Consider the following 23,326-nt stretch of genomic DNA (forward strand, 5'->3'; position numbering starts at 1 on the left):
TTATATTATTCGTTTTAATTTTCCTGTTTATTTCTTTTAATGTCCCGATGGTTGAGACTGGTTTCGTAACCTTTTTCTTTAAGGGCGGCATCCAACAGATACGCATAAGTTACCGATCGATGCTGGCCGCCGGTGCAGCCAATGGCAATTTCGACGGTATTTTTCGAAACTTTTGTGAATTGGGGAATGACAAACTCCAGCAAATCTAATAATTTGTCATAAAATATTTTTGCTTCTGGAAAAGACATGACATAGTCTCTCACATCCTGATCTTCTCCTGATAACTCTCTCAGCTCTGGTTTATAAAAGGGATTGGGCAGGAAGCGGACATCAAAAACATAATCCGCCCCCACGGGGCTGGCATACTTATATCCAAAGGAATAAATATTGACTCTTGGCATGGTGTTTTCTTCGCCCTTTTTTATGAGTGCGCGGAGTTTCCCTTTGAGCTCGCCAACTTTTATGTCGGAGGTATCAATCACTTCGTCAGCAATTTCTCGCAGCGGTTCCAGGGTTTTTCTTTCCTTTTGAATGGCTTCCAGTAAATTGCCGGAACGGTCCGCTAACGGATGATTTCGTCGGGTTTCCTGATACCGGGATACCAGCACCTCGTTTCGGGCATCCAAGAAGAAAAGCTCCGCTTCGTTTTTCAGCTCTTTGTAAGCGGAAAGGGGCGAGTCTTCTCGTGATGAAAACACGTCGCCGCGAATGTCGGTTACCAGAGCAATATTTTCAATACCGGTGGCGGATTGCTGGCAGAGGTTGATAAAAGTCACGATGAGTTGGGGGGGCAGGTTGTCGATACAGAAGAATCCGAGATCCTCGAGTATTTCGATTGCCTGGGACTTTCCTGCTCCTGACATACCTGTAATGATAATAATTTTCATGACTTTTTCCTCTTTTCTAATCTTAATCGATAATAAACGTTCGTTTCTGGGCAAGACAATTGTTAATCTGCGTTTTTTGTGAAACCCGTCTGGAGACAATGGTAAATCGTTGACTGCTGTATGATCGGACAGGCTGAGGCCTGTTCGCCATGATGCAGAACAACTGATGTTACGATTGTCTCCAGACTTACTTCTACAGCGACTCGCTAAGCTTCAATGTTGATGATCCGATCCAGGGGGATGTTGGCTTTTTCCAGCATTTCCGGGACGGCTCGCATATCGCCTAAGGCATGGATATTGTGAGCGTCGCTGTTGACGGCAAAATCGACCTCATATTTCATGGCAATTTTAATTTCTTCGGCGCTTAAATGATCATGTCGGGGATTGATCTCTAAAATGACGCCATTCTCCGCTGCGGCTTTCGCCACGGCATCGATATCGATGGGCATTTTGTCCCCGGGATGGGTGATCAGTTTAATTTCCCGGCGTTCGATCATTTTTATATAGGATCGGGTATTCATCTCGATCACATATTTTCGCAGAAACGGCAGCACCCGGGCGGCGTAATTGGGAATGGAAAAGCGAAATATATCTTCGATCGTGGCCGGGATGTAACCGTAATGATATCCGGCTAAAATCCAGTCGCAGTAAATTCGCTCTTCTTCACCAATATCAATATCCCCGTTGGCGCCAATGATGTTGGATTCCACTGACAGATAGATTTCGATGTCGTCGTATTTTTTATTGAGAGCGTCGATTTCGGCCCGCATTTTGGCAAAGTTCTTTTTTCGCACCCCAAAAAACGGATGACTTCGGCCATGGTCGGAAATGGTGATGGCTTTTAAACCAATCTTCCGACCCTGCTGCACCATCTCTTCAATGGAGTTTTTTCCGTGGCTCCAGGTTGTATGGGTGTGCATATCGTGTGTTATTTTCATTTTTTTCCTTAATCGTCATTATTATAAACATCTTGTTTTCGGTTCATTTGCCTTTATTTGCATACGCTTTTTTAGGGCTTGTGTGCCTTTTGTTTGCATACGCTTTTTTAGGGCTTGTAGGGGCGATCCATGATCGCCCGTTGACGTTTGTATTCTATTCTAACGTTTGCGGGCCGGCAAGGCCAGCCCCTACAGTTGATACACTATAATTAGGGTTCGCCGATGACAATCACTTCGGTTTTTAAATCAACCCCGAATTTCTGATGCACCCCTGTCTGAATAAGGGTGATGAGCGCCAGGATGTCATCGGCGGTGGCATCGCCCTTGTTGATGACAAAACCGCTGTGCTTTTCCGACACCTGGGCTCCTCCAAACGATCGGCCTTTGAAGCCGGCATCCTGAACCAGTTTCCCGGCAAAATAGCCTTCGGGCCGTCTGAAGGTACTGCCGGCGCTGGGGTATTCCAGGGGCTGTTTGTTTTGTCTTCTGGTATTGAGATCCAGCATTTTATCTTTAATCGCCTGATAATCGCCTTTTTTTAATTGCAGACTGACACTCACCAAAACCCATGGATGTTTTTGAAGCACCGAACTGCGATACCCAAATTCACATGCTTCGCCAGGCAGGGTTTTAAAAACGCCGTTTTCGGTCAGGACTTCGATACTCTGAACAATATTTTTCATCTCGCCGTCGTAGGCACCGGCATTCATCGTGACGGCTCCTCCCAGGCTTCCCGGAATCCCGGATGCAAACTCCAACCCGGTCAACTTTTCTTCCAAGGCGAACTCTGCTAAATCTTTGAGGCTGATTCCCGCTTCCGCACGCATGATTTTGCCTTCTGCACTGACCTTGTTAAGTGCTTTAGTTTTGATGATGATCCCCCGAAAACCTCCGTCTCGGACAATCAGATTGCTGCCATTTCCCATAATGTAAAACGGCTTACCGCCTTCTCGGCAGATGGCCAGGACCTTTTGCAGTTCTTCTTTTGTTTGAGGCATTAAGAGCAGATCTGCCGGTCCGCCTACTTTAAACGAGGTGTGATTTTTCATGGGTTCATTTTCTTTTATATATTCTGATGCCATCACGGCTTTGAGTTTATTCAAAATTGTTTCCATATTTCTATTTTATCCTTACTTCGTCTTAATTAATACTGTTTTATCATAACATTATTTATTAAGATTCGCCATAAAAAAAGGCCCATAAATGGGCTTTTTAAGAATCTTTTATCTAATTTTCTGCATCTTTTTACTCGGCCACGGCACAGACGGTGGCAACCACAACTTTTTTTGCACCGGCTTCCAGCAGTGTTGCAGCGGCTTCGGATAACGTGGCGCCGGTGGTAAGCACATCATCCACGAGTAAAATCGTTTTTCCCTGAATTTCTTCGATGTTTTCGGCACAGAAGGCTCCGGTTAGATTCACGAGCCGCTGTTCTCGTCCCTGACCCATTTGGTGAGGGGTGTCCCGGATTCGTCTTAAATACTGCGGACCGAGGAGCGGAGACAGCGGAATCAATCCTGCCAGAATACCCTGAGTTATTCTTTCGCTCTGATTGTAGCCTCTTTCCTCCCGGCGATTGGGGTGCAGTGGAACCGGGATGATGATGTCTATTTCTTTTCCCCATTCACACTGGGCGATGGCTTTTCCCATTCGGGTGCCAACCCAGATTCCGAGATTTGGCCGGTCTTTGAATTTTATGGCATGGACCAAAGTTTTTCCTGAATCTTCATAACGCAGGAAGGCATACCCTCCTGCAAAAGGAAGGTTTTGTTTTGAACAAATTGAACATAATTTTCGGTTGGATCTGAATATCGGCCGTCCGCAGCGCTGGCAGGAGGGATTGTTTATTTTCGGAAGTTCCTCATCGCATTGGCGGCAGAGAAAATTGTCCGTCACAAAAAGAACCTTGCCGCAGATGGGGCAGGTTCCGTTTTTTAGAAACAGGTTGTTTTCGAGAAAAGTCATCAGCCATTCTTTGATGCCCATGGTCACCTCCTGAGAATTAAATATTTTGCATATTTGTCCGTAGCGGTGATCCCCGTTAACCTGTAGGGGCGATCCATGATCGCCCGCAAGCGTTCGCTTCAATTCCTAACGGTTCGGGCGATTGGGAATCGCCCCTACGAGATAATGTTCAATTTGATTGTATATTATGTATTTTGCATATTCGTCCGTAGAGGTGATCCCCGTTAACCTGTAGGGGCGATCCATGATCGCCCGCAAACGTTCGCTTCAATTCCTAACGGTTCGGGCGATTGGGAATCGCCCCTACAAGATAATGTTCAATTTAATTGTATATTATATATTTGGCATATTCGTCCGTAGAGGCGATCCCCGTTAACCTGTAGGGGCGATCCATGATCGCCCGCAAGCGTTCGCTTCAATTCCTAACGGTTCGGGCGATTGGGAATCGCCCCTACGAGATAATGTTCAATTTGATTGTATATTATGTATTTTGCATATTCGTCCGTAGAGGTGATCCCCGTTAACCTGTAGGGGCGATCCATGATCGCCCGCAAGCGGCTGTTTGTGAATTATTCTATCCCCACTAGGTAATATCGATCATTCTGCCATTTCAATGGATTCATCTGAATATAACGGACTATCTCGTAATAATCGTTTTCATTTCTAATTATATGGTCATAGAATGATTTCTGCCAGACCGGAAAGCCCGCTTTTCTTGTCACCAATCCTTTTGTCTGTTGAATAATCTTTGAAATGGATGTCTCGGCATTTTTATTGATACTTATCAATAAGTGTATATGGTTTGGCATAATGACATAGTTTTCAATGTTGACCCCACTATAAGATTTTTCAATATTGCCAATAGACATCAATACTATGTCTCCTATTTCCGATAATACAAATGAATTGTCTTCTTCTATTATAATACAGTCTTTATCACATAACACTTGTTTCCGATCATTCGTGCAGATCGTGATGAAATAGTAACCATTTTGTATGTAATTGTATTTTTCCAGCCTAATCCGTTTTCTTTTTTGAAGTTCCATTATCTCTCTCATTTCTTGACGAATTATATTCCATCATAAGCGTTGGGAGTTATTGGGGTAGGATTGGTGATTGACTTTTCGGGCGATTGATAATCGCCCCTACAGGATGATGCTCAAGTTAATTGTATATTATGTATTTTAAATACCTGTAGAGGCGATCCATGTTCGCCCGATAGCGTTTGTTTTGTTGCCCAACGTTGCGGGCGATTGGGAATCGCCCCTACGGGATGATGCTCAAGTTAATTGTATATTATGTATTTTAAATACCTGTAGAGGCGATCCATGTTCGCCCGATAGCGTTTGTTTTGTTGCCCAACGTTGCGGGCGATTGGGAATCGCCCCTACAGGATGATGCTCAAGTTAATTGTATATTATGTATTTTAAATACCCATAGGGGCGATCCATGTTCGCCCGCAATGAGATGGGTTGTGTAACTGTGGTATTACAGCATTGGATTGTTGAGGTAGTTGACGATACGTTCCCGGAGGGCGGTCTGACGGTCCTGGGATTCGGCTGATTTGATCATTTGTCGAAAAACATACTGGTTTCCCATGAGAACAAGCATTTTTTTCGCCCGGGTGACGGCGGTGTAGAGCAGTTTGCGATTGAGAAACAACGGTGGTCCGCCGACAATGGGCATGACGACAACCGGGAACTCACTGCCCTGGCTTTTGTGAACAGTCATGGCATAAGCATGGGTGATCTCATCCATTTGGTCAAAATCGTAAACGATCCGCTTCCCGTCGTTGAATAGGATCGTGAAAGATTTATTCCGATCGCTGATTTCTTCCAGCGTTCCGATATCGCCGTTGTAAATGCCTTCGCCCTGTTCAAAACCAATGGTATCTTCCCATTTCAGGCGATAATTATTTTTAATCTGCATGACCTTATCCCCTTCCCGATAAATAACCGTCCCAAATTCGCGCTGGGCACAGTTATCTCGGGCCGGATTCAGTACGGCCTGAAGTTCTTTGTTGAGGTTGATCACCCCAACCTTACCGTTTTTCATGGGCGAGATGACCTGAATATCCTGAATGCTGTCAAACCCTTTGGCGATGGGGAGGTTTTCGGTGACAATTTTCAATATATCACGCAGCAGTTTATCGCCATCATTTTTATTTAAAAATAAGAAGTCACTGTCATTGTTGATATCCGGCATGTTTCCCTGGTTAATTTCAAAGGCATTGACGGATATCATACTTTCTTCGGACTGGCGATAAATTCGTTCCAGACTTAACACTTTGATGGCTCCGCTTTCGATGATATCTTTCAGCACATTGCCCGGTCCAACGGATGGCAGCTGATCAGCATCGCCGACCATGATTAACCGGGTTCCCGGTTGAATGGCCATCAGCAAACTGTTCATCAGGACAATATCAATCATTGAGGATTCATCCACAATAATCGCATCCGCCTCGAGGGGATCGCTTTCGTCTTTGCTGAAACTTGGGAAGTCGTCATTTTCACTGTATTCATATTCCAGCAGGCGGTGAATGGTTTTTGCCTCATGGCCGGTGGTTTCCGTGATGCGTTTGGCGGCGCGGCCGGTTGGCGCGGATAAAACGGTTTTCAGACCCAGATCTTTGAAGATGCGGACGATTCCGTTAATAATAGTGGTCTTACCGGTACCCGGTCCGCCGGTTATTACGATGACGCCATTTTCCACCGCCGCGGCAATCGCCTCGCGCTGTTTATTGTCCAGTATGATTGACATGTCTTTTTCATATTCTTCTATTTTTTTATCGATATTAACATCGGGGATCTTGTACTTGCTCTGGCTGATTCTTGCCATGATCAGAGCCACATTATCCTCGGCTTCATAGAGGTTTCGCGGATAATAAACGCGCTGGTCGTTGACTTCTTCCTGAATGATTCTGCCGAGCAGAACAAGTTCACCTAGTTGATTGACAACCTCGTCTTCATCCACTCCTAAAATCTTGCAGCTGGTTTTGACTAGTTCGTTTTCGGTCATAAAGGTGTTTCCGCGGTTATAACATTCACCTAGTGAATAATTAATTCCGGCCAGAATACGCCCCGGACTGCTTCGTTCAAATCCCAACTGGCTGGCAATCTGGTCAGCAATTTTAAAGCCGATTCCACGGATATCCTCGATCATCTGATAGGGATTATTCAGCAGCACCGAAATGGTATCGGATTTATAGGTCTTATACAGCTTCATGGCCCAGGATGCCGATATTCCGTAATCCTGGATTTGGATCATGATCTGCCTGACCTCCCGTTGTTCATAATAGACTTCTTTGATTCCTTCCAGGGTTTTTTTCCCGATCCCTTTTATTTCAGAGAGACGATCCGGATGGTTATCCAGGATATCCAGGGTTTCTTCGCCGAAGCGTTCCACTATGGCTTTAGCGGTCTTTTCGCCAATTCCCGGCAGGATCCCCGATGCCAGATACCGGGTGATCCCTTCTGCGGAAGTGGGTATTTCCATGGCATAAGTTTCCATGGTAAATTGATCCCCATAATTTTTATGCTCGGTCCAGTAGCCGGTTAGTTTTAGATACTCACCGTGATTCAATTCGTCGAAATTCCCGACCACGGTGACCAGATCCCCGTCGATGTCAAAATGAGCCACGGTGTAGCCGTTACTGCTGTTTCTAAAGACGATGTGCTCCACCGTTCCCTTAATGGTTTCCATTTTTCGCTCCTGTTAGTTGATAATTAGTAGTTTAATTATATCATAAATACCGCCATTATGCTTATTTTTGGCAGGAATCAATTTTGCTTTGTAGGGGCGATTCCCAATCGCCCGCAACGTCAATGTTAAATCGAACGACAGTGCCAAGCCATACGCCAACGGGCGATCACGGATCGCCCCTACAGGGGGAGGCGATCAATGTGTATCATCATTTCGTAGGGGCGATTCCTAATCGCCCGCAACGTCAATGTTAAATCAAACGACAGTGCCAAGCCATACGCCAACGGGCGATCACGGATCGCCCCTACGGGATAATATTTTTGCAACGCAAAAAAGGCCCATTATTGGGCCTTTTTTTGTTTAAGCTATTAAACAGTTTATATTATAACTGTTCTTAGTACAATTTTGGTTTTTGGGAATAGGTGGTATGAAGAATATGATGTGCTTTGTGACTGTTTGGTTCTTCTAAATATTCTTCGTACAGACGAATAACGGATGGATTCTGATGTGATTTACGAATCGTTTTGTTCGCATCTTCGGTATACAGAGCTTTTGCTCTTTCGACCCGAATATCAATATCCATTTTTTCTTTTGCAGCAACGATTGGCTGACCGCCACCGTTTACGCAACCGCCTGGGCATGCCATTAATTCGATGAAATGAACATCTTTTAATTCGCCGGCTTTTAATTGATCCATGACTATTTTTAAATTGCTTCCGCCATGAGCCATCAAAACATTAACGGTCAAGTCTGGTGTTACTTGAACACTTGCTCGTTTAATGCCTTCGACACCACGAACTGCGACATAATCGATTTCCTGGATGTCTTTTTTGTTCAGGACATCGGCAACGGTTCTAACTGCCGCTTCCATAACACCACCGGTAGCACCAAAGATAACAGCGGCACCTGTGGAATCGCCATAGTAACTGTCAAAATCTTCATCAGGAAGTCTGTTGAACATAATTCGAGATGATTTAATCATACGTGCTAATTCTCGTGTTGTAATAGAGATATCAACATCTTGATTTCCATCAACATTTAATTCTTCACGTTGAACTTCATATTTTTTAGCGGTACAAGGCATTACGGAAACAACAACCATGTCTTTAGGATCAATCTTGTTTGTTTCGGCATAATGACTCTTCAATAATGCACCGGTCATGTTCTGTGGTGATTTACAGCTTGACAGATTTGGAATTGCTTCTGGATAGTAGGTTTCAATGTATTTAATCCAACCTGGTGAGCAGGATGTGATCATTGGCAGAACACCGCCATTAGTCAAACGACCAATGAGTTCTGTTCCTTCTTCCATGATGGTAACATCAGCGCCGAAATCGGTATCGAATACTTTATCAAAGCCCAGTCTTCTTAACGCTGCTGCCATTTTACCGGTAACAGGTGTTCCCATTGGATATCCAAATTCTTCGCCTAAAGCGGCACGAACAGCTGGTGCTGTTTCAACAATAACCGTTTTAGTTGGATCATTGATGGCATCCCAAACATCCTGGATGTTTGATTTTTCTTTTAATGCGCCAACTGGGCAATTGATGATACATTGACCACAATTGATACAGCCAACTTCTGCTAAAGATCTTCCGAATACTGGTTGAACTTGAGAAGTAAATCCACGACCGACAGCGCCAAGTACGCCAACAGCCTGAACTTTTGTACACACTGCAGCACAACGCTTGCAAAGAATACATTTTGTTTCGTCTCTGATGATCGATGTTGATAAATCATCAATTGTATGACCTGATTTTTCTCCCTGGAAAGGAATATCATGGACATCAAGTTCATTAGCCAATGCTTGAAGTTCGCAGTTTTCACTACGTACACAAGTTGTACATTCTCTGTTATGATCGGACAGAATTAATGACAGGTTTACTTTTCTTGCTTTTTGCACTTTTGGTGAGTTCGTTAAAACTTCAATCCCATTGGCAACTGGATAAACACATGCTGCCTGCAATGCTTTTGCTCCTGCAATTTCAACCAGACACATACGACACGCACCAATTTCATTTATGCCTTTTAAATAGCAAAGTGTTGGGATGTCAATGTCTTTCAATCGAGCTGCTTCTAATATGGTTGTTCCTTCTGGAACAGTTATTTCCTGACCGTTTATTTTAAAAGTAATATCATTCATTTCCTCAATAACCCCCTCATCAAGCCTTTGATATTGAGCCAAATGGACAGGCTTCAATACAAGTACCACATTTTATACATTTTTCGGTATCAATAACATGTGGTTTCTTCTTTTCGCCAGAAATAGCATCCACTGGACACTTCTTAGCACAGATGCCACACCCTTTACATGTTTCTTCATTAATTTTGAAATCAAGAAGAGCTTTACAAACGCCGGCAGGACATTTTTTATCTCTGATATGCGCTTCATATTCATCTCTAAAGAAGTGAATCGTTGAAAGAACAGGGTTTGGAGCAGTTTGTCCCAATCCACAAAGAGCTGAGGATTTGATTCCTTCTGCTAATTCCTGTAATTTCTCAATATCGCCTTCTTGTCCTTTGCCACCGCAGATATCTTCAAGAATTTCAAGCATTCTCTTGGTACCGATACGGCATGGTGGGCATTTTCCGCAGGATTCGTCCTGTGTAAATTCAAGGAAGAAATGAGCGATATCAACCATACAGTTGTCTTCATCCATTACAATCAATCCACCGGAACCCATCATAGAGCCGGCTGCGATGAGGTTATCATAGTCAATTTTGGTATCCAGTAATGATGCTGGTAAACAGCCGCCTGATGGACCACCAGTTTGTGCTGCTTTGAATTCTTTACCGTTTGGAATACCACCACCGATTTCATAAATGATCTCGCGAAGTGTTGTTCCCATTGGGATTTCCAATAAACCGGTATTGTTGATTTTTCCGCCTAATGCGAATACTTTTGTTCCTTTTGATTTTTCAGTTCCAACTGAAGCAAACCATGCTGCCCCGTTTAAAATAATCTTTGGAATATTTGCATAGGTTTCAACGTTATTAAGAACAGTTGGTCTTTCAAATAAACCTTTGTTTGCTGGGAATGGCGGACGAGGACGAGGTTCGCCACGTTTACCTTCGACAGAATTCATTAGTGCTGTTTCTTCACCGCATACAAAAGCACCGGCGCCTAAACGAATTTCTAAATCAAAGCAGAAATCTGTTCCGAAAACATTGTTTCCGAGAATACCGTATTCTTTTGCTTCATCGATTGCAATTTGCAGACGATGAACAGCAATTGGATATTCAGCCCGAACATATACGTAACCTTTTTGTGCTCCTACTGCATAACCGGCAATCGACATAGCTTCAACGATTGCATGGGGATCGCCCTCTAAAACAGAACGGTCCATGAATGCGCCGGGATCTCCTTCATCAGCATTACAGGCAACATATTTAACACCATCTGGTGATACGGCATTATGTGCAAATTGCCATTTAAGACCGGTTGGGAATCCTCCGCCCCCACGACCACGAAGTCCTGAAGCTTTTACTTCATCAATAACTTCCTGCGCTGTCATGGTTGTCAATACTTTTTCAAGGGCTAAATAACCATCAAAGCCAATGTATTCATCAATGTCTTCTGGGTTAATAACACCACAGTTTGCCAAAGCAATACGTCTTTGTTTTTTGAAGAATCCTAATTCGCTGATCGATAATGGATGATGTCCATCGCCTTTTTCAGTGTAAACAAGTCGGTCCAGGACACGACCTTTGACAAGATGTTCTTCAACCATTTCGGCAATATCTTCTATTGCAACACGACTATAGAATGTACCTTCTGGGTAAACTATTACAACCGGGCCCAATTCACACAGACCAAAACAGCCTGTTTGAATGACTTCGATTTCATCGAGTATATCATGCTTTACGCATTCTTTTTTTAATTCTTGTACCAATGTAACGGAACCAGAGGAAGTACATCCTGTGCCACCACAAATCAGTATCTGCGAACGTTTATATGCCATCTGCTCTTCTCCTCCTCAATTAAGCCTTAACCGTTGTATCGATGACTTTGCCATCAACAACAGTCATGGTATATTCAGTTACAACATTACCTTTTACCAAATGCTCTTCAATGACTTTTGCAACCTTTTCCGGTGTCATATGAACATAGGTTACTTTTTCATCATTTGAATCATAAACTTCAACGATTGGTTCAAGTTTACACATTCCGATACATCCAGTTTGTGCAACGGTTACATCGACTAGGTTTTTAGCTTGTACTTCTTCCATCAGCTTAACCATAACAGGACGTGCTCCGGCAGCAATTCCGCAGGTTGCCATTCCAACAACGACGCGATAGCCGTTTTTGCCATGTCTTAAGTTTATTTCGTTTAATTTTTTTTCTCGAATCGCTTTTAATTCAGCTAGGGACTTTGCCATATTATTCTTCCTCCATAATTTCTTCAAGACCATCTCGTATAAACTCTCTTATCCAATGAAGGATATCCGGTTCATTTAACGATGTAACTTCTAAGGTCTCTTTAATTTCACGTGTATTAAAAACAAATGAACGGTTATTGTAGTTGTGTTCATAAATGAGGTCCGTCTCTTCGAAGGACATTACCATCGTAACCACCGTATCCGGCATGTTTCCAAGCGGAACACGATCAATATGATCTCTCATAAAACTAGCAACCACCTTTGTCCCAACCCCAAGCTCTGAGCTTATCTCAAAGTAACCACCGCACGTTTCCGCTGCAGCTTTAAACAGAGATAAACCGAGTCCAACTTTTCTGGTGGTTCTGGTTGTCACAAAAGGATCGGTGACGTTTTGAAGTTTTTCAGCCGAAATACCACATCCATCATCTTCAATGGTAATGGTAAATTCATTTTTTGCTATTGATTCAAAAATCGTCAGATTGACAAGTTTGGCATTCGCTCTGATGGAATTTTGTGTAACATCTAAAATGTGAAGAGATAGCTCTTTCATTTTTATTAATTAAATTTCTCTAAAACAGCAGGAACTTCATTAATAGTCATACGACCGAATACTTCTTCATTAACCATCATTACTGGGGCTAAACCGCAAGCGCCTACACAACGTGTAGCATCAACCGAGTATTTTCCATCTTCAGTTGTTTCGCCAACAATTGTGCCAAGAATATTATTGACTTTGTCCATAACTCCTTGTGATCCACGTACATAACAGGCCGTTCCTAAGCAGACACTAATTTTATATTTACCTTTTGGTTTAAGGGTAAACTGAGAATAAAATGTTGCCACACCATAAACTTCTGTCAAGGGAATATCCAATTCATCTGCAATGGTACTTTGTAGTTCAATTGGCAAATAGCCGTACTTGGTTTGTGTGTCCTGCAGAATCTGCATTAAACAACCCGGTACTTCTTTGTGTTCGGCTACGATTGCCTTTACTACATCCAAATTTTCAACTGGTATTAATTCAGCCAATTTTCAAACCTCCTAATTAAATCATGCAAACCTTTACGCTTTGATTGCATATATTCTAACGAAGTCATTATAACACAAAATAATCCGTTAGCGTTATATTTATAGCAGATAACATTTTGCCCAATATTTTAAAAATAAACGTTAATTAATGGTCTTTTTTGGATAAATATTCTACCTCTTTTACCGTTTTTGCAGAAAAAGTGTAATTATTCTTCATAAAAAAACAGATTCACTTAATTTGAACCTGTTTTTTTATCATATTCTCTTTTTCTTTATCGGAAGCTCATTTTATCCAAGATAACGAATTAATGTCTGCCGCTGCATATCTTCCAGCTCTAAAAAATAAATCCGCTCCGCCATGTCTTCCAGCTGATGAGCATCGGAACCATGAATGAACTGATAGGTTCTGAAGAACTGATAATTTTTCAGAACATTTTCGACGGTTTCATTTTTTGAAATCTCACAGGTTTTTATATCTAATTCGGGCGGAATGAATCCCAGCGATGCAATAATACTGTAAGATTTTCGATCAATATGGGCTGGCACAAGCACCCCGCCAATACTTGTAACCATATCCCAGAGTTTGTCAATCCCAATATCGGTGGCTGAAATAAGCAGCTTATCGACTTCACCGATGATAACGTCATTTTCATCCATGATATATTGAGGGCCAAACAGCGCTTTTCTATTCATTACTTCGGGGAGATGTTGGTATAGAATTTCATCCAGTTCCATGGCGCCTTCCAGGGTCGGAAAATATGCCAAAATATGGGCTTCTTCCTTGGTTGTAACCTCAATTCCGGGAAGCATACAGATTCCTTCGCCAGCTTCTTTGGCGACCGCTAAAATCGCCGGCAAATTCTTGCCGGAATTATGATCCGTTACCGCAATGAAGTCGATTTCTTTTAAAAGTGCCATGTTTACAATATTGTTCGGTGTCATTTCCGCTTCTCCACAGGGGGATAAGGCGGAATGAATATGTAGATCAATGGCTACCTTATCCATTTTAAACGCCGGCGTTTCCTAAAATTTTGCAGACTTCGTAGGCGTTTAAACCCGTTGTGATCACGGGAATATCTTCTATGATCGCTCTTTCCAGGGTGCTCTCTTCAACCTCTGCGCCTTCTGGGATGATCACACAGGCCATTTCCAGCAGCGTTGCCACAGCAATGATGTTGACATGTGTTTGAATGGTTACCCACGCGCATTCATTGCCGGCGTTTGCCATGACCCAACTTAATAGATCACCGACATAGCCGCTTTTGATTTCCCCCTCAACCCCAATCTGAGGATTGAGACATTTAAACTCGCTGTTTTTTAATAAATCGCTAACCTTCATTTATAACTCCTTTATTATATTTATATAATTTATATATCAATAACCTTTATGATTATTAGAAGCCACGTTGACGGGCGATTATAATCGCCCCTACGGTGATACATTTGCGACTGCAGTACTGACAATTGTTACATCGTGTTGGTTGCATCAGAACGGACATCTATATCCGATATATCGGGCGATCAAGGATCGCCCCTACGGTGACACTTTTATAATCTACCGGACATACATCTTTATATCTGGCGATTAATAATCGCCCCTACACTAACAATTGTCGGTACGGTTTATTTTTTACTCACTGGTTTTTCCGGTTGGATGTTCTACCTGCAAAAGTTCATTGGTTAATTGGGAAAGTTCGAGAATTCGGTCTTTTAAAACAAAGATGCAATCAATTTCTTTTGCTTTTCCGGTAACAATGTCTTCTGCCAATGCCCGGCACCCCGGAGCACCGCAGGAGCCACAATCCAAACCCGGCAGCTTACTTTCCAGCATTTCAATTTGTTTCATTTTCTCGATGGCTTTATTGATATCAGCATCTAAAGGCTCCGGATTTCTCGGTAGGATTCTTTCTTTAATATGCATCATCCCGGTGTTGTAAATATTTTTCACATACTCTTCCGACAAATGGATAATCGATTCCTGTTTTATTTGTTTTGCCCGTTCCTGAATGTACATCTTGGCGACATAATTATTTTCGACGGTTAAGCATCCCCCGACACAGCCGCCAATGCAGGCCAGGCCTTCAAAGAACTCAATGCCATCGAGTTTTCCGCATTCGATTTCTTCCAGCACACTGATGACATTTTGAATACCGTCCACATGAAGCACATTTTTGTTTTTCAAATATTCGCTTTCGCCACCTGAAACAGCCCAGCTAAAAGCCTCCGGTGTTGAATTATGGATACCTTCCTGAAGGTTACAATCATTTAAGAGCCCCGAGACATCGCTGAAAATATCTTTGATGGCAATGGCCCCGTCAATGTGGTCATATTGATCATATTCCGAGATTAAGGGATTATTCACCATCGTCGCCTTGGCCGCACAGGGAGTGATAAAGAAAATGCCGATGTCTTTATTCTGATAATCGGTTTGTTCTCGCAAACGCTTCCTGACCAATCGGGCTGTCAAGGCCATCGGTGACTTTAAGCGACAGACATTATCCGTCAGTTCCGGGAAGCGAACCTGAATCAGCTTAACGACGGCCGGACAGGCGGATGAAATAAGCGGTTTCGGATAACGCTTGGCATGATATTCGTATTTAAGCGCCCGTCCGACAATCTCGGCGCCATAAGCAACTTCTACCACTTCATCGAAACCCAGGGCCTTAATAGCCGATAAAATCCGGTCAATCGAATAGCTTGTTTTAAACTGCCCCAGAACCGCCGGCGCTGGTATCGCCACTTTATATTTATAGTCGTTTATTTTTGACAATGGATCTGTTTTTGCCAGCTTGGCCTGATGGGGGCAAATACGAATGCATTCTCCGCAATCGATGCATTTGGACTCGTTGATCCTTGCTTTTCCGCCCCGAACCCGTATCGCTCCGGTCGGGCAGTTTTTCAGGCAAGTCGTACAGCCTAAACATTTTGCCTCATCAAGATATACGGAATGAAGTAATTTATCCATTTTCTCTCCTTATTCTTATGTTTTTACAGAAAGAATTTCATTAAAATTTTTGTGCCATTGCCAACTTTTGATTCGATTTCAAAATGATCGGCATTTCTGTCCATATTGGGAAGCCCCATTCCAGCGCCAAATCCCATTCTACGCGCTTCAACGCCGGCGGTGGACCATCCTTCTGTCATGGCCAGATGAAGATCCGGAATCCCCGGGCCGCTATCCTGAATGGTCAAAATGATTTCTGTTTCTGCAACCTCCAATAAAATCGTTCCACCCCAAGAATGAATGGCTAAGTTCATTTCTCCTTCATATCCGGCGATAGAAACCTTGCGAATGATTTTACTGGAAATACCTAATTGCTGCAAGGTTTTTTTTATTTTTCGTGAGGCTCCTCCAGCTGTTTCGAAATCACCTCGCTCAACCTCAAAGGCGAGTTCATAACTCATCGAAGGTGTGCCCCCTTTAATCCATTAGCATATAACATGCCACAGGCCTCAAAAAGAATGTACTTGGTTGACATCACCAATAAGTTCATTTCCTGGGCCATTTTTATCACGTCTTCACTGGGCATCTTGTTTCTGACAAAAACAATGCTATTCATATTTGCCATATCGACCGTATTCAGAACCTGTTTATTGATAAGTCCCGTGAGCAAAACAGCATCTTCCCGGGCAAAACATAATACATCACTCATGAGATCGCAGCCAAAACCTGTGAGGACCTCGTCATCCAGATGGCTCTCTCCTGACAATACAACAGCTTCAAGAAGTTCTTGTACGCGACTTAATTTCATAAAGCATTACTCCTTCATTCGAACTCTTTTATAATTGTACCGGATTTTTCTCTGTTATTGGAATAAATTTAGGGTAATTTTTTACACGATTAAAACCATTTAAAACTTACAGCCGAATTTTGTGATAGGTTGCACCCAGAGCTTTTAAGCGATTTTCTTCATCATCGTCACAGGTAAAAAGAATAACCTGACGTTTTTTGCTGAGCCCTGCTAATAATTTGAGGGCCTGAGTTTTACGAAGTTTATCATATCGGACAAAGGGTTCATCGAGAATAAAGGGCATTTCATGATTAATGACGTCACCCATTCCATAACGGAAAGCAAAATGAACCTGATCCATTGTCCCGGCGCTTAATTGTTCGGCATTTTTGAAATCGCCGTCGCTGGGATTTACCACCCGGACCTTCATGGCTTCATCGATTTTCACCCCTTTATAACGCTGGGTAATATCTTCTAAAATGCCGCCAATGTGATCATTAAGCTCTGGTGCTGATTCCAGATGACATCCTTTTTGGATTTTGCCCAGAATTTCAAGCACCGCATTGCAGGCCTTAATTTCAATATCACAGATATCAATTTGAGCATCCAACGATTTAATGGTTTCTCTGATTTCCACCGGTAAACCAACACCATCCGTTAAGGCGCTGTTTTCGCCCTCTAAACGGGCTATTTCTTTTCCCAGGCTAAGCAGTTCATCGGATTTTGGCGAAGCCTTTTTCCAAACCACATTTCCGCCAGCTGTTTTCCCGCCGTTGACTGTTTCGAGCAGATTTTTTAATAATCGCAGATTCCCATTAAACTGAATTTTCATTTCTTCCAGGCGCTGGGCTTTTTCACAGCCGTCGGCATAATCTTCAACGCTGTCGACATCGTACAGGGCCAACTTGTTGTCCAGTTCTTTCATAATACTGCGGCGCTGTTCAAAAAGAACTTCATACCCGGCCTGATGTCGGGATAATTGAACGGTTATCAATTCACCTTCGTTTTTCATTTGTTCGAGTTCGTTTTGCGTTCGGGCAGCCTTTTTATAAAAGGTTTCAAAGCTTTCCAGATCTTTGACGCCATACTTTTTCAGTATATCGTGTTGAACCGGTTTCAATATTCGCGCCTGTTTTATTTTTCGCTTTTTGATCGTCTCGGCGACGCCAAACACGGAGCCAATCACACCCCCGACAATCAGCAGCAGTCCAAAGATCAGCAAACTATTTTCCAAACTCTGTTTTATCGGCAAAAGACTCAAAAACGACATTTCCGTCAGTCCAATTCCTAAAAGTGTCAGGATGACTGAAACAACGCTGATGACAATATTGGATTTGTTTTTGACCTCATCCGCACAATGTTGTTGTTTTTTAAAGGCATCATAGTCCTCATTGATTCGCTCCCAGGTGTGCCCCCCCATGGTCAGGCGTTTTGCTTCTTCTTTTTTGCGGATATTTTTAAGGTTTTCACGTGAATCACTGACCTGTTTTTCAATGTAATCCATTTGATCGCTGAATCGCTCACTCTGTCCGCGAATCGCTTTCAAACCTTCTAAGTTTTTATAATTAAAATCTTTGTACCCTTCGCCCACTTCGATTTTTTCTGCCAGTAGACTATTTTCTTTTTCGAGCTCGGTAATTTTCTCGTAAGACTCCAGAAGTTCTTTTTTGCGGTTGACGACGGATTCCTGGGTAAGATAATCATTTTCCGCTTCAATACGTTTCATTTGTTTCTGATAGAGGGTTATTTTTTCCTGATTTTCCGCTACCTTCGCATAGGCTTCTTCCGCCTCTTTGAGGACCAGCAAAAGCTCGTCACGTTCACGTATTGCGGCGCCAACTCGAGACTTGCTTTGACCTGACCGGCCAATATTTTTCTTTTTTTCTTCCAGCCATTGGGCAATTCCTTTGAAATTCATCTCAATGCCGCTGGTGTTTTGCATTTCTAAATAAGAATCTCTCATTTCATCCTGCGCGCCGGATTCGGTATCAGAAGAAAGTTGCCGCATGTTAATGGTATTGTTGTAGATCCCCGATGTCATTCCCAGCTTACCCAGAGGCAAATGCTGACGAATCACCCCATCGTATTTAAATTCATCGCTGATGTCTTCACCGGTGATGTTGTCAAATATCTTCAAGCTGTCTTTTCCTCTTAAAAAATTCCGTTCCAAACGGATTTCACGGTCATCCACCTCATAGATTAAGGAGCCGCTGTAGTCAAACTGTTTCCATGGCAGGTATTTTTCATATTCCGTACTGTAGGTTTTCTTTTTTCGATAGGGCTTGTAAAAGCCAAAAAACATGCCTTGGATAAAGGTCTGCACCGTTGTTTTACCAGCTTCGTTGTTTCCGTAAATCAAATTGAGTCCCGGTTTGAAATCAATGGTTTTATTTTTGAATTTTCCAAACGCCTTCAGGTTCAAGGTTTTTATTTTCATTTTAAAACCCCCTCGCTCATCATGGCTTCAATGCTGTAAATGATTGCTTTCTTTTTCACTTGGGGATCTTCAATATTTCCTAACGCTTCTAGAAATTGGCCAATCGGATTGTCGCGATTCTCCTGGATCAGTTTTTCAAGATCAATATCCGGTTCCAATAGCGAGGCGTCAGTTTCGATATAATAAAAAGACTCTTCCAAATCATCGTTTATCCAATCCAGTTGTATCTCAGGATTGACATACCCCAGAAACCGCAGGCGATAATAATTCTGGAGACGATTTTCAATGGTATCGCAGCTGGTCGCTTTTTCAATGATATCATTGTATGAATCTTCCGCTGTTATTTGTATTTCAAAGGTCTCGTACCGCCGCGATGGGATGGCATAAAAGCCGCTGGACGTCGTGTACTCATTGTTGTCATAGTCCGCCTCAACCGTGGCGATTAAATAGCCCCGCTCGCCGGTTTCTCCAAAGTTAAGGGGTACCGGCGATCCGCAATAGGCTGCCCCTCCCGGGGTCATGCCCGGCTTATGAATGTGTCCCAGCGCAATATAATCAAATCCTTTATTCTCAATATAATGCAAATCAATGGGAAGATAATGGGTTTGACTCGCCACTTCTCCGTGTACCATTAAAATATTATAACGGGCATCATCTAATTTTAATGAGTTAAAGGATCTTTCCGGAAAGGCCCGGTACTCATTTTTCACCCATGACATTCCATAAATTTCGGTATTCAGTTCTTTTATATAAATGGATCTAAACACATCTTCTCTAAAAATATACACATTGTTTGACCAATCCACTTTTTTGTACGGTGAATTGTCGCCGTGATAGTCATGATTTCCGGTAATGAGAACCACCCAAGTTTTTTCCAAACCAGCAAAAGCTTCTGCTACCCTTTTTATATCCATGGTCAGGACATTGACACTATCAAACAAATCCCCAGCTATGAGAACCAGTTGTATTTCTTCTTTCCCGGCATAGGCAATCATATCGTCAAAGGCTTTCCAAAGCTCTTTTCTCTTGTTTTTGCCAAAGTAGTTACCTTGCTGCTGAAAGGTAAAGGGGCGACCTAAGTGGAAATCACCTGAATGAATAAATCTTGTAATCATCCTCTTTGCCTCCTCATCTATAAATTTTAACGCTTGTCTATCAGGTTATATATTATATCATTATTTTACCTAGGTTACATTTAATTTTTTTATATTTGAACAAACCTGTTTTTACGGGGTAACTAAAACAACCACAACAGGCTCTCTGAGCATTCAGAGAGCCTGTTGAAACGATTATATAATTTTGATAGTTTAACCTGATTTGACTTTTTTTAGTTATTATTTTAGAAAGCAGCTTTGTATATGGCAATCACATCTTCTTTAGTCGGACATTTTGGATTGCCTGGGGTACAGGCATCAGCCAGTGCCATATCCGCCAGAACGGCAAAATCTTCTTTTTTTACGCCAATTTCTTTTAATCCGGAGGGAATTCCGACGTCTTTTGAAAGTTTTTTTATGGCATCAATAGCAGCAATATTAATCTCTTTCGGTTCAAGACGGCTGATATCAACACCCATTGCAATGGCCACATCTTTTAAACGGTCCCCAACGGCATCCGCATTATAAGCGACAACATAAGGAAGCAGGATGGCATTGCAGACCCCATGTGGAAGGTCATAGAAGCCTCCCAGCTGATGAGCCATAGAGTGGACGATTCCCAATCCGCCGTTTGAGAAACCCATGCCGGTAACAAACTGTCCATAGGCCATCGTATCACGGGCATCTAAATCATCGCCATCGGCAACGGCTGTTCGTAAGCTTTTTGAAATCATTTTAATAGCTTCTATATTAAACATATCTGTAAATGGTGTAGCACCGGCGGTAGTATAGCCTTCGATTGCATGAGTCAGGGCATCCATACCGGTTGCCGCGGTTAGTGATTTCGGCATTTTCATCATCAGTACCGGATCATTAACGGCTACGGTCGCAATGCTGTTCGGATCAACGATCACCATTTTCAGTTTACGTTTTTCATCAGTTATGACATAGTTGATGGTTGCTTCACTGGCTGTTCCGGCAGTGGTATTAATCGCTACGATTGGCAGCGATTTGTTGGCTGTTTTTCCAACCCCATTATAATCGCAGATATCACCGGGATTTGTTCCCAAAATAGCGACAGCTTTTGCGGTATCCTGAGGCGAACCACCGCCGATGCTAACAAGAAAGTCGCATTCGTTATCCAATAATGCCTGGTAACCGGCGTTAACGTTGGCAACGGTCGGATTTGGTTTAACATCCGAGAATATGGCGTAAGGTATTTTTGCACTTTTCAATACATCCAGCACATCCTGTACCACACCCGTTTCAATCAAAACTTTATCTGTGACAACCAGAGCTTTTTTCACATTCATTTTTTGAATTTCAGGCACGATGAGTTCAATTGCACCTGGTCCCATAATTACGATTGGTGGAAAATAATATGTTTTTGCCATAAGAGCACCTCCAAATTTTATTCGTTTACATAATTATATGCCAAAGAACTCTTTCAAGAAATGGAATATTTTATTGGTTTGAGATACAATATTGAGACGGTTGATTACCTTCTTATAATTTCTCATCGACTATGAATAATAAACGGTTGCTTTCACCATTCTTTTCTTCTCTTTAAGAATTGTGTTATACTATCAAAAGACATTGTCTTCTTTAGACAATTGAGAATGTAACCAATGACTCTTCACTTACAAACCATACCGACAATTGTTATATCGTGTTGTTTGCCTCAAGGCGAACAGGCAATAGCCTATCCGAATTGTGCGCATACAACTGATTAACAATTGATCGGTATGGTTTGGCAATAACCTAAATTGTAATTAAAAGCGAGGTAATTCATGAAAAATATTAGTATTATCGGCTCAACCGGTTCGATCGGAACCCAGGCCCTAGAAGTTGTTTCAGCAAACAGCGACACTTTGAATGTGGTGGGCTTATCGACCAATACCAGCATCGATTTATTGGAACAGCAGATCGAAAAATTTGCTCCTCGGATTGTGTGCGTCATGAACAATGACGCTGCTCTTATTCTGGAGCAACGATTGAAAGAAAAAGGCCGTTCGGTTGAGGTGGTTACCGGTGTTGACGGACTGATCGCCGTTTCAACTGCGTCGGAAATTGAGATGCTGCTGACGGCTGTCTCCGGAATGATTGGCCTGCGGCCCACTTTGGCGGCGATCAATCAGGGCATCGATATCGCCCTGGCAAATAAGGAAACCCTGGTTGCCGGGGGGAAACTTGTCATGGATGCCGCTACCAAAATGGGTGTTTCGATCCTGCCGGTGGACAGTGAACATTGTGCGATTTTTCAGTGTCTGATGGGAAATAAACATGAGGAAATAAAACGGATCATCATTACCGCTTCCGGTGGTCCCTTCCGGGGCAAAACGGCCGAGCAGCTTCAATCGGTTACCCTTGACCAGGCGCTTAAACATCCCAACTGGTCGATGGGACAAAAGATCACCATCGATTCGGCTACTTTAATGAACAAAGGTTTGGAAGTGATTGAAGCCAAATGGCTTTTTGATTTGCCCCGAGACCAAATTGATGTGGTGGTCCATCCTCAGAGCATCATCCACTCCATGGTCGAGTTCATTGATCACTCCACGATGGCGCAATTAGGGCTGCCGGATATGGCGCTCCCGATTCAGATTGCTTTTTTCTATCCCGATCGGATTGCCAATGATCGCCAGGCTCTTGATTTCCACCTGGTTCGGGAACTTACTTTCGAGGAACCGGATCTGCACTCCTTTCCCTGCCTGCAGCTGGCCTACGATGCTCTGGATATTGGGGGATCTATGACCTGTGTGCTGAATGCCGCCAATGAAGTAGCGGTGGCAAAATTCTTGCATCAGGAAATTTGTTTTTCAGATATTCCCCGGATTAACGCCGCTGTCATGGAAAAACACGCGGCGATTGCCAACCCAACTTTGGATGATGTGCTTTCTGCGGATGCCTGGGCCAGACAGATTGCCATGGAGACAACGGTCAGCCGTTCTTGAATAATCATCGCTCCTACAATGCTTAAATTTACACTTGTTTGGGAATCGCCCCTACATTCTTGAATACCATCATGCATCATACCGTAGGGGCGATCCATGATCGCCCGAAGACGTCGATCTTTCTAACCGACGTTCCCGGGCGATTGAGAATCGCCCCTACATTTCTTGAATACCATCTCACATCATACCGTAGGGGCGATCCATGATCG

The 23,326-nt window shown here is 42.9% G+C and carries 20 protein-coding genes; 1 reads left to right on the forward strand and 19 read right to left on the reverse strand.

What is annotated here, in order from left to right; translation table 11 throughout:
- Positions 1-14: 14 nt before the first annotated feature.
- The 19 genes from rapZ to FZC41_RS05225 all read right to left on the reverse strand — a co-directional run bounded on the left by rapZ (position 15) and on the right by FZC41_RS05225 (position 21,557).
- On the reverse strand, positions 15-887 hold the full coding sequence (rapZ, locus tag FZC41_RS05135) for an RNase adapter RapZ (protein ID WP_148566330.1): 873 nt from the start codon (positions 885-887) through the stop codon (positions 15-17).
- A 206-nt stretch (positions 888-1,093) separates the two neighbouring features.
- Entirely contained in the window at positions 1,094-1,825 is a 732-nt protein-coding gene (locus FZC41_RS05140; RefSeq protein WP_148566331.1) for a PHP domain-containing protein, read from the reverse strand.
- 209 nt (positions 1,826-2,034) lie between these two features.
- Positions 2,035-2,940 (reverse strand): UDP-N-acetylmuramate dehydrogenase, encoded by a 906-nt coding sequence (gene murB, locus FZC41_RS05145; protein ID WP_148566332.1) that lies wholly within the window; start codon positions 2,938-2,940, stop codon positions 2,035-2,037.
- 130 nt (positions 2,941-3,070) lie between these two features.
- Entirely contained in the window at positions 3,071-3,811 is a 741-nt protein-coding gene (locus FZC41_RS05150; protein WP_148566333.1) for a ComF family protein, read from the reverse strand.
- Between the two features lie 548 nt (positions 3,812-4,359).
- Positions 4,360-4,836 carry a transposase gene (locus tag FZC41_RS05155; RefSeq protein ID WP_205737060.1) on the reverse strand — a complete coding sequence of 159 codons (477 nt, stop codon included), beginning with the start codon at positions 4,834-4,836 and terminating at the stop codon, positions 4,360-4,362.
- 442 nt (positions 4,837-5,278) lie between these two features.
- Positions 5,279-7,492 carry an SF1B family DNA helicase RecD2 gene (gene recD2 / locus FZC41_RS05160; protein WP_148566334.1) on the reverse strand — a complete coding sequence of 738 codons (2,214 nt, stop codon included), beginning with the start codon at positions 7,490-7,492 and terminating at the stop codon, positions 5,279-5,281.
- 394 nt (positions 7,493-7,886) lie between these two features.
- Positions 7,887-9,635, reverse strand: a complete 1,749-nt coding sequence (locus tag FZC41_RS05165; protein ID WP_148566335.1) for an NADH-dependent [FeFe] hydrogenase, group A6 — start codon at positions 9,633-9,635, stop codon at positions 7,887-7,889.
- A 19-nt stretch (positions 9,636-9,654) separates the two neighbouring features.
- A complete protein-coding gene (locus FZC41_RS05170; protein WP_148566336.1) occupies positions 9,655-11,454 on the reverse strand; it encodes an NADH-ubiquinone oxidoreductase-F iron-sulfur binding region domain-containing protein in 1,800 nt (599 codons plus the stop codon).
- Positions 11,455-11,473: 19 nt separating this feature from the next.
- Entirely contained in the window at positions 11,474-11,872 is a 399-nt protein-coding gene (locus FZC41_RS05175; RefSeq protein ID WP_148566337.1) for a (2Fe-2S) ferredoxin domain-containing protein, read from the reverse strand.
- 1 nt (position 11,873) lies between these two features.
- The gene (locus FZC41_RS05180; RefSeq protein WP_148566338.1) at positions 11,874-12,422 is read right to left on the reverse strand and encodes an ATP-binding protein; all 549 of its coding nucleotides are present in this window, start codon (positions 12,420-12,422) and stop codon (positions 11,874-11,876) included.
- 5 nt (positions 12,423-12,427) lie between these two features.
- Positions 12,428-12,901, reverse strand: coding sequence for an NADH-quinone oxidoreductase subunit NuoE family protein (locus FZC41_RS05185; protein ID WP_148566339.1), 474 nt, complete (start codon positions 12,899-12,901; stop codon positions 12,428-12,430).
- Between the two features lie 288 nt (positions 12,902-13,189).
- Positions 13,190-13,906 (reverse strand): PHP domain-containing protein, encoded by a 717-nt coding sequence (locus FZC41_RS05190; RefSeq protein ID WP_148566340.1) that lies wholly within the window; start codon positions 13,904-13,906, stop codon positions 13,190-13,192.
- A 1-nt stretch (position 13,907) separates the two neighbouring features.
- Positions 13,908-14,240, reverse strand: a complete 333-nt coding sequence (locus tag FZC41_RS05195; protein WP_148566341.1) for an AraC family transcriptional regulator — start codon at positions 14,238-14,240, stop codon at positions 13,908-13,910.
- A 291-nt stretch (positions 14,241-14,531) separates the two neighbouring features.
- Positions 14,532-15,866: a [Fe-Fe] hydrogenase large subunit C-terminal domain-containing protein gene (locus tag FZC41_RS05200; RefSeq protein ID WP_148566342.1), complete on the reverse strand. Its 1,335-nt coding sequence runs from the start codon at positions 15,864-15,866 to the stop codon at positions 14,532-14,534.
- Between the two features lie 23 nt (positions 15,867-15,889).
- Positions 15,890-16,306, reverse strand: coding sequence for an ATP-binding protein (locus FZC41_RS05205; protein ID WP_148566343.1), 417 nt, complete (start codon positions 16,304-16,306; stop codon positions 15,890-15,892).
- Positions 16,303-16,653: a hypothetical protein gene (locus tag FZC41_RS05210; RefSeq protein ID WP_148566344.1), complete on the reverse strand. Its 351-nt coding sequence runs from the start codon at positions 16,651-16,653 to the stop codon at positions 16,303-16,305. Before FZC41_RS05210 ends, FZC41_RS05205 begins: the two co-directional genes overlap by 4 nt.
- 106 nt (positions 16,654-16,759) lie before the next feature.
- On the reverse strand, positions 16,760-19,069 hold the full coding sequence (locus tag FZC41_RS05215) for an ATP-binding protein (RefSeq protein WP_148566345.1): 2,310 nt from the start codon (positions 19,067-19,069) through the stop codon (positions 16,760-16,762).
- Positions 19,066-20,184, reverse strand: coding sequence for a metallophosphoesterase family protein (locus FZC41_RS05220; protein WP_148566346.1), 1,119 nt, complete (start codon positions 20,182-20,184; stop codon positions 19,066-19,068). The genes FZC41_RS05215 and FZC41_RS05220 overlap by 4 nt, the downstream gene beginning before the upstream one ends.
- A 224-nt stretch (positions 20,185-20,408) precedes the next feature.
- On the reverse strand, positions 20,409-21,557 hold the full coding sequence (locus FZC41_RS05225; protein WP_148566347.1) for an iron-containing alcohol dehydrogenase: 1,149 nt from the start codon (positions 21,555-21,557) through the stop codon (positions 20,409-20,411).
- Positions 21,558-21,953: 396 nt separating this feature from the next.
- Here FZC41_RS05225 and FZC41_RS05230 point away from each other — a divergent pair, with 396 nt between their 5' ends.
- Complete coding sequence (locus FZC41_RS05230) at positions 21,954-23,117, forward strand: 1-deoxy-D-xylulose-5-phosphate reductoisomerase (RefSeq protein WP_148566348.1); 1,164 nt, start codon at positions 21,954-21,956, stop codon at positions 23,115-23,117.
- Positions 23,118-23,326 lie beyond the last annotated feature (209 nt).

Source organism: Acetobacterium paludosum (genome assembly GCF_008086595.1).
GTDB classification, from domain to species: domain Bacteria; phylum Bacillota; class Clostridia; order Eubacteriales; family Eubacteriaceae; genus Acetobacterium; species Acetobacterium paludosum.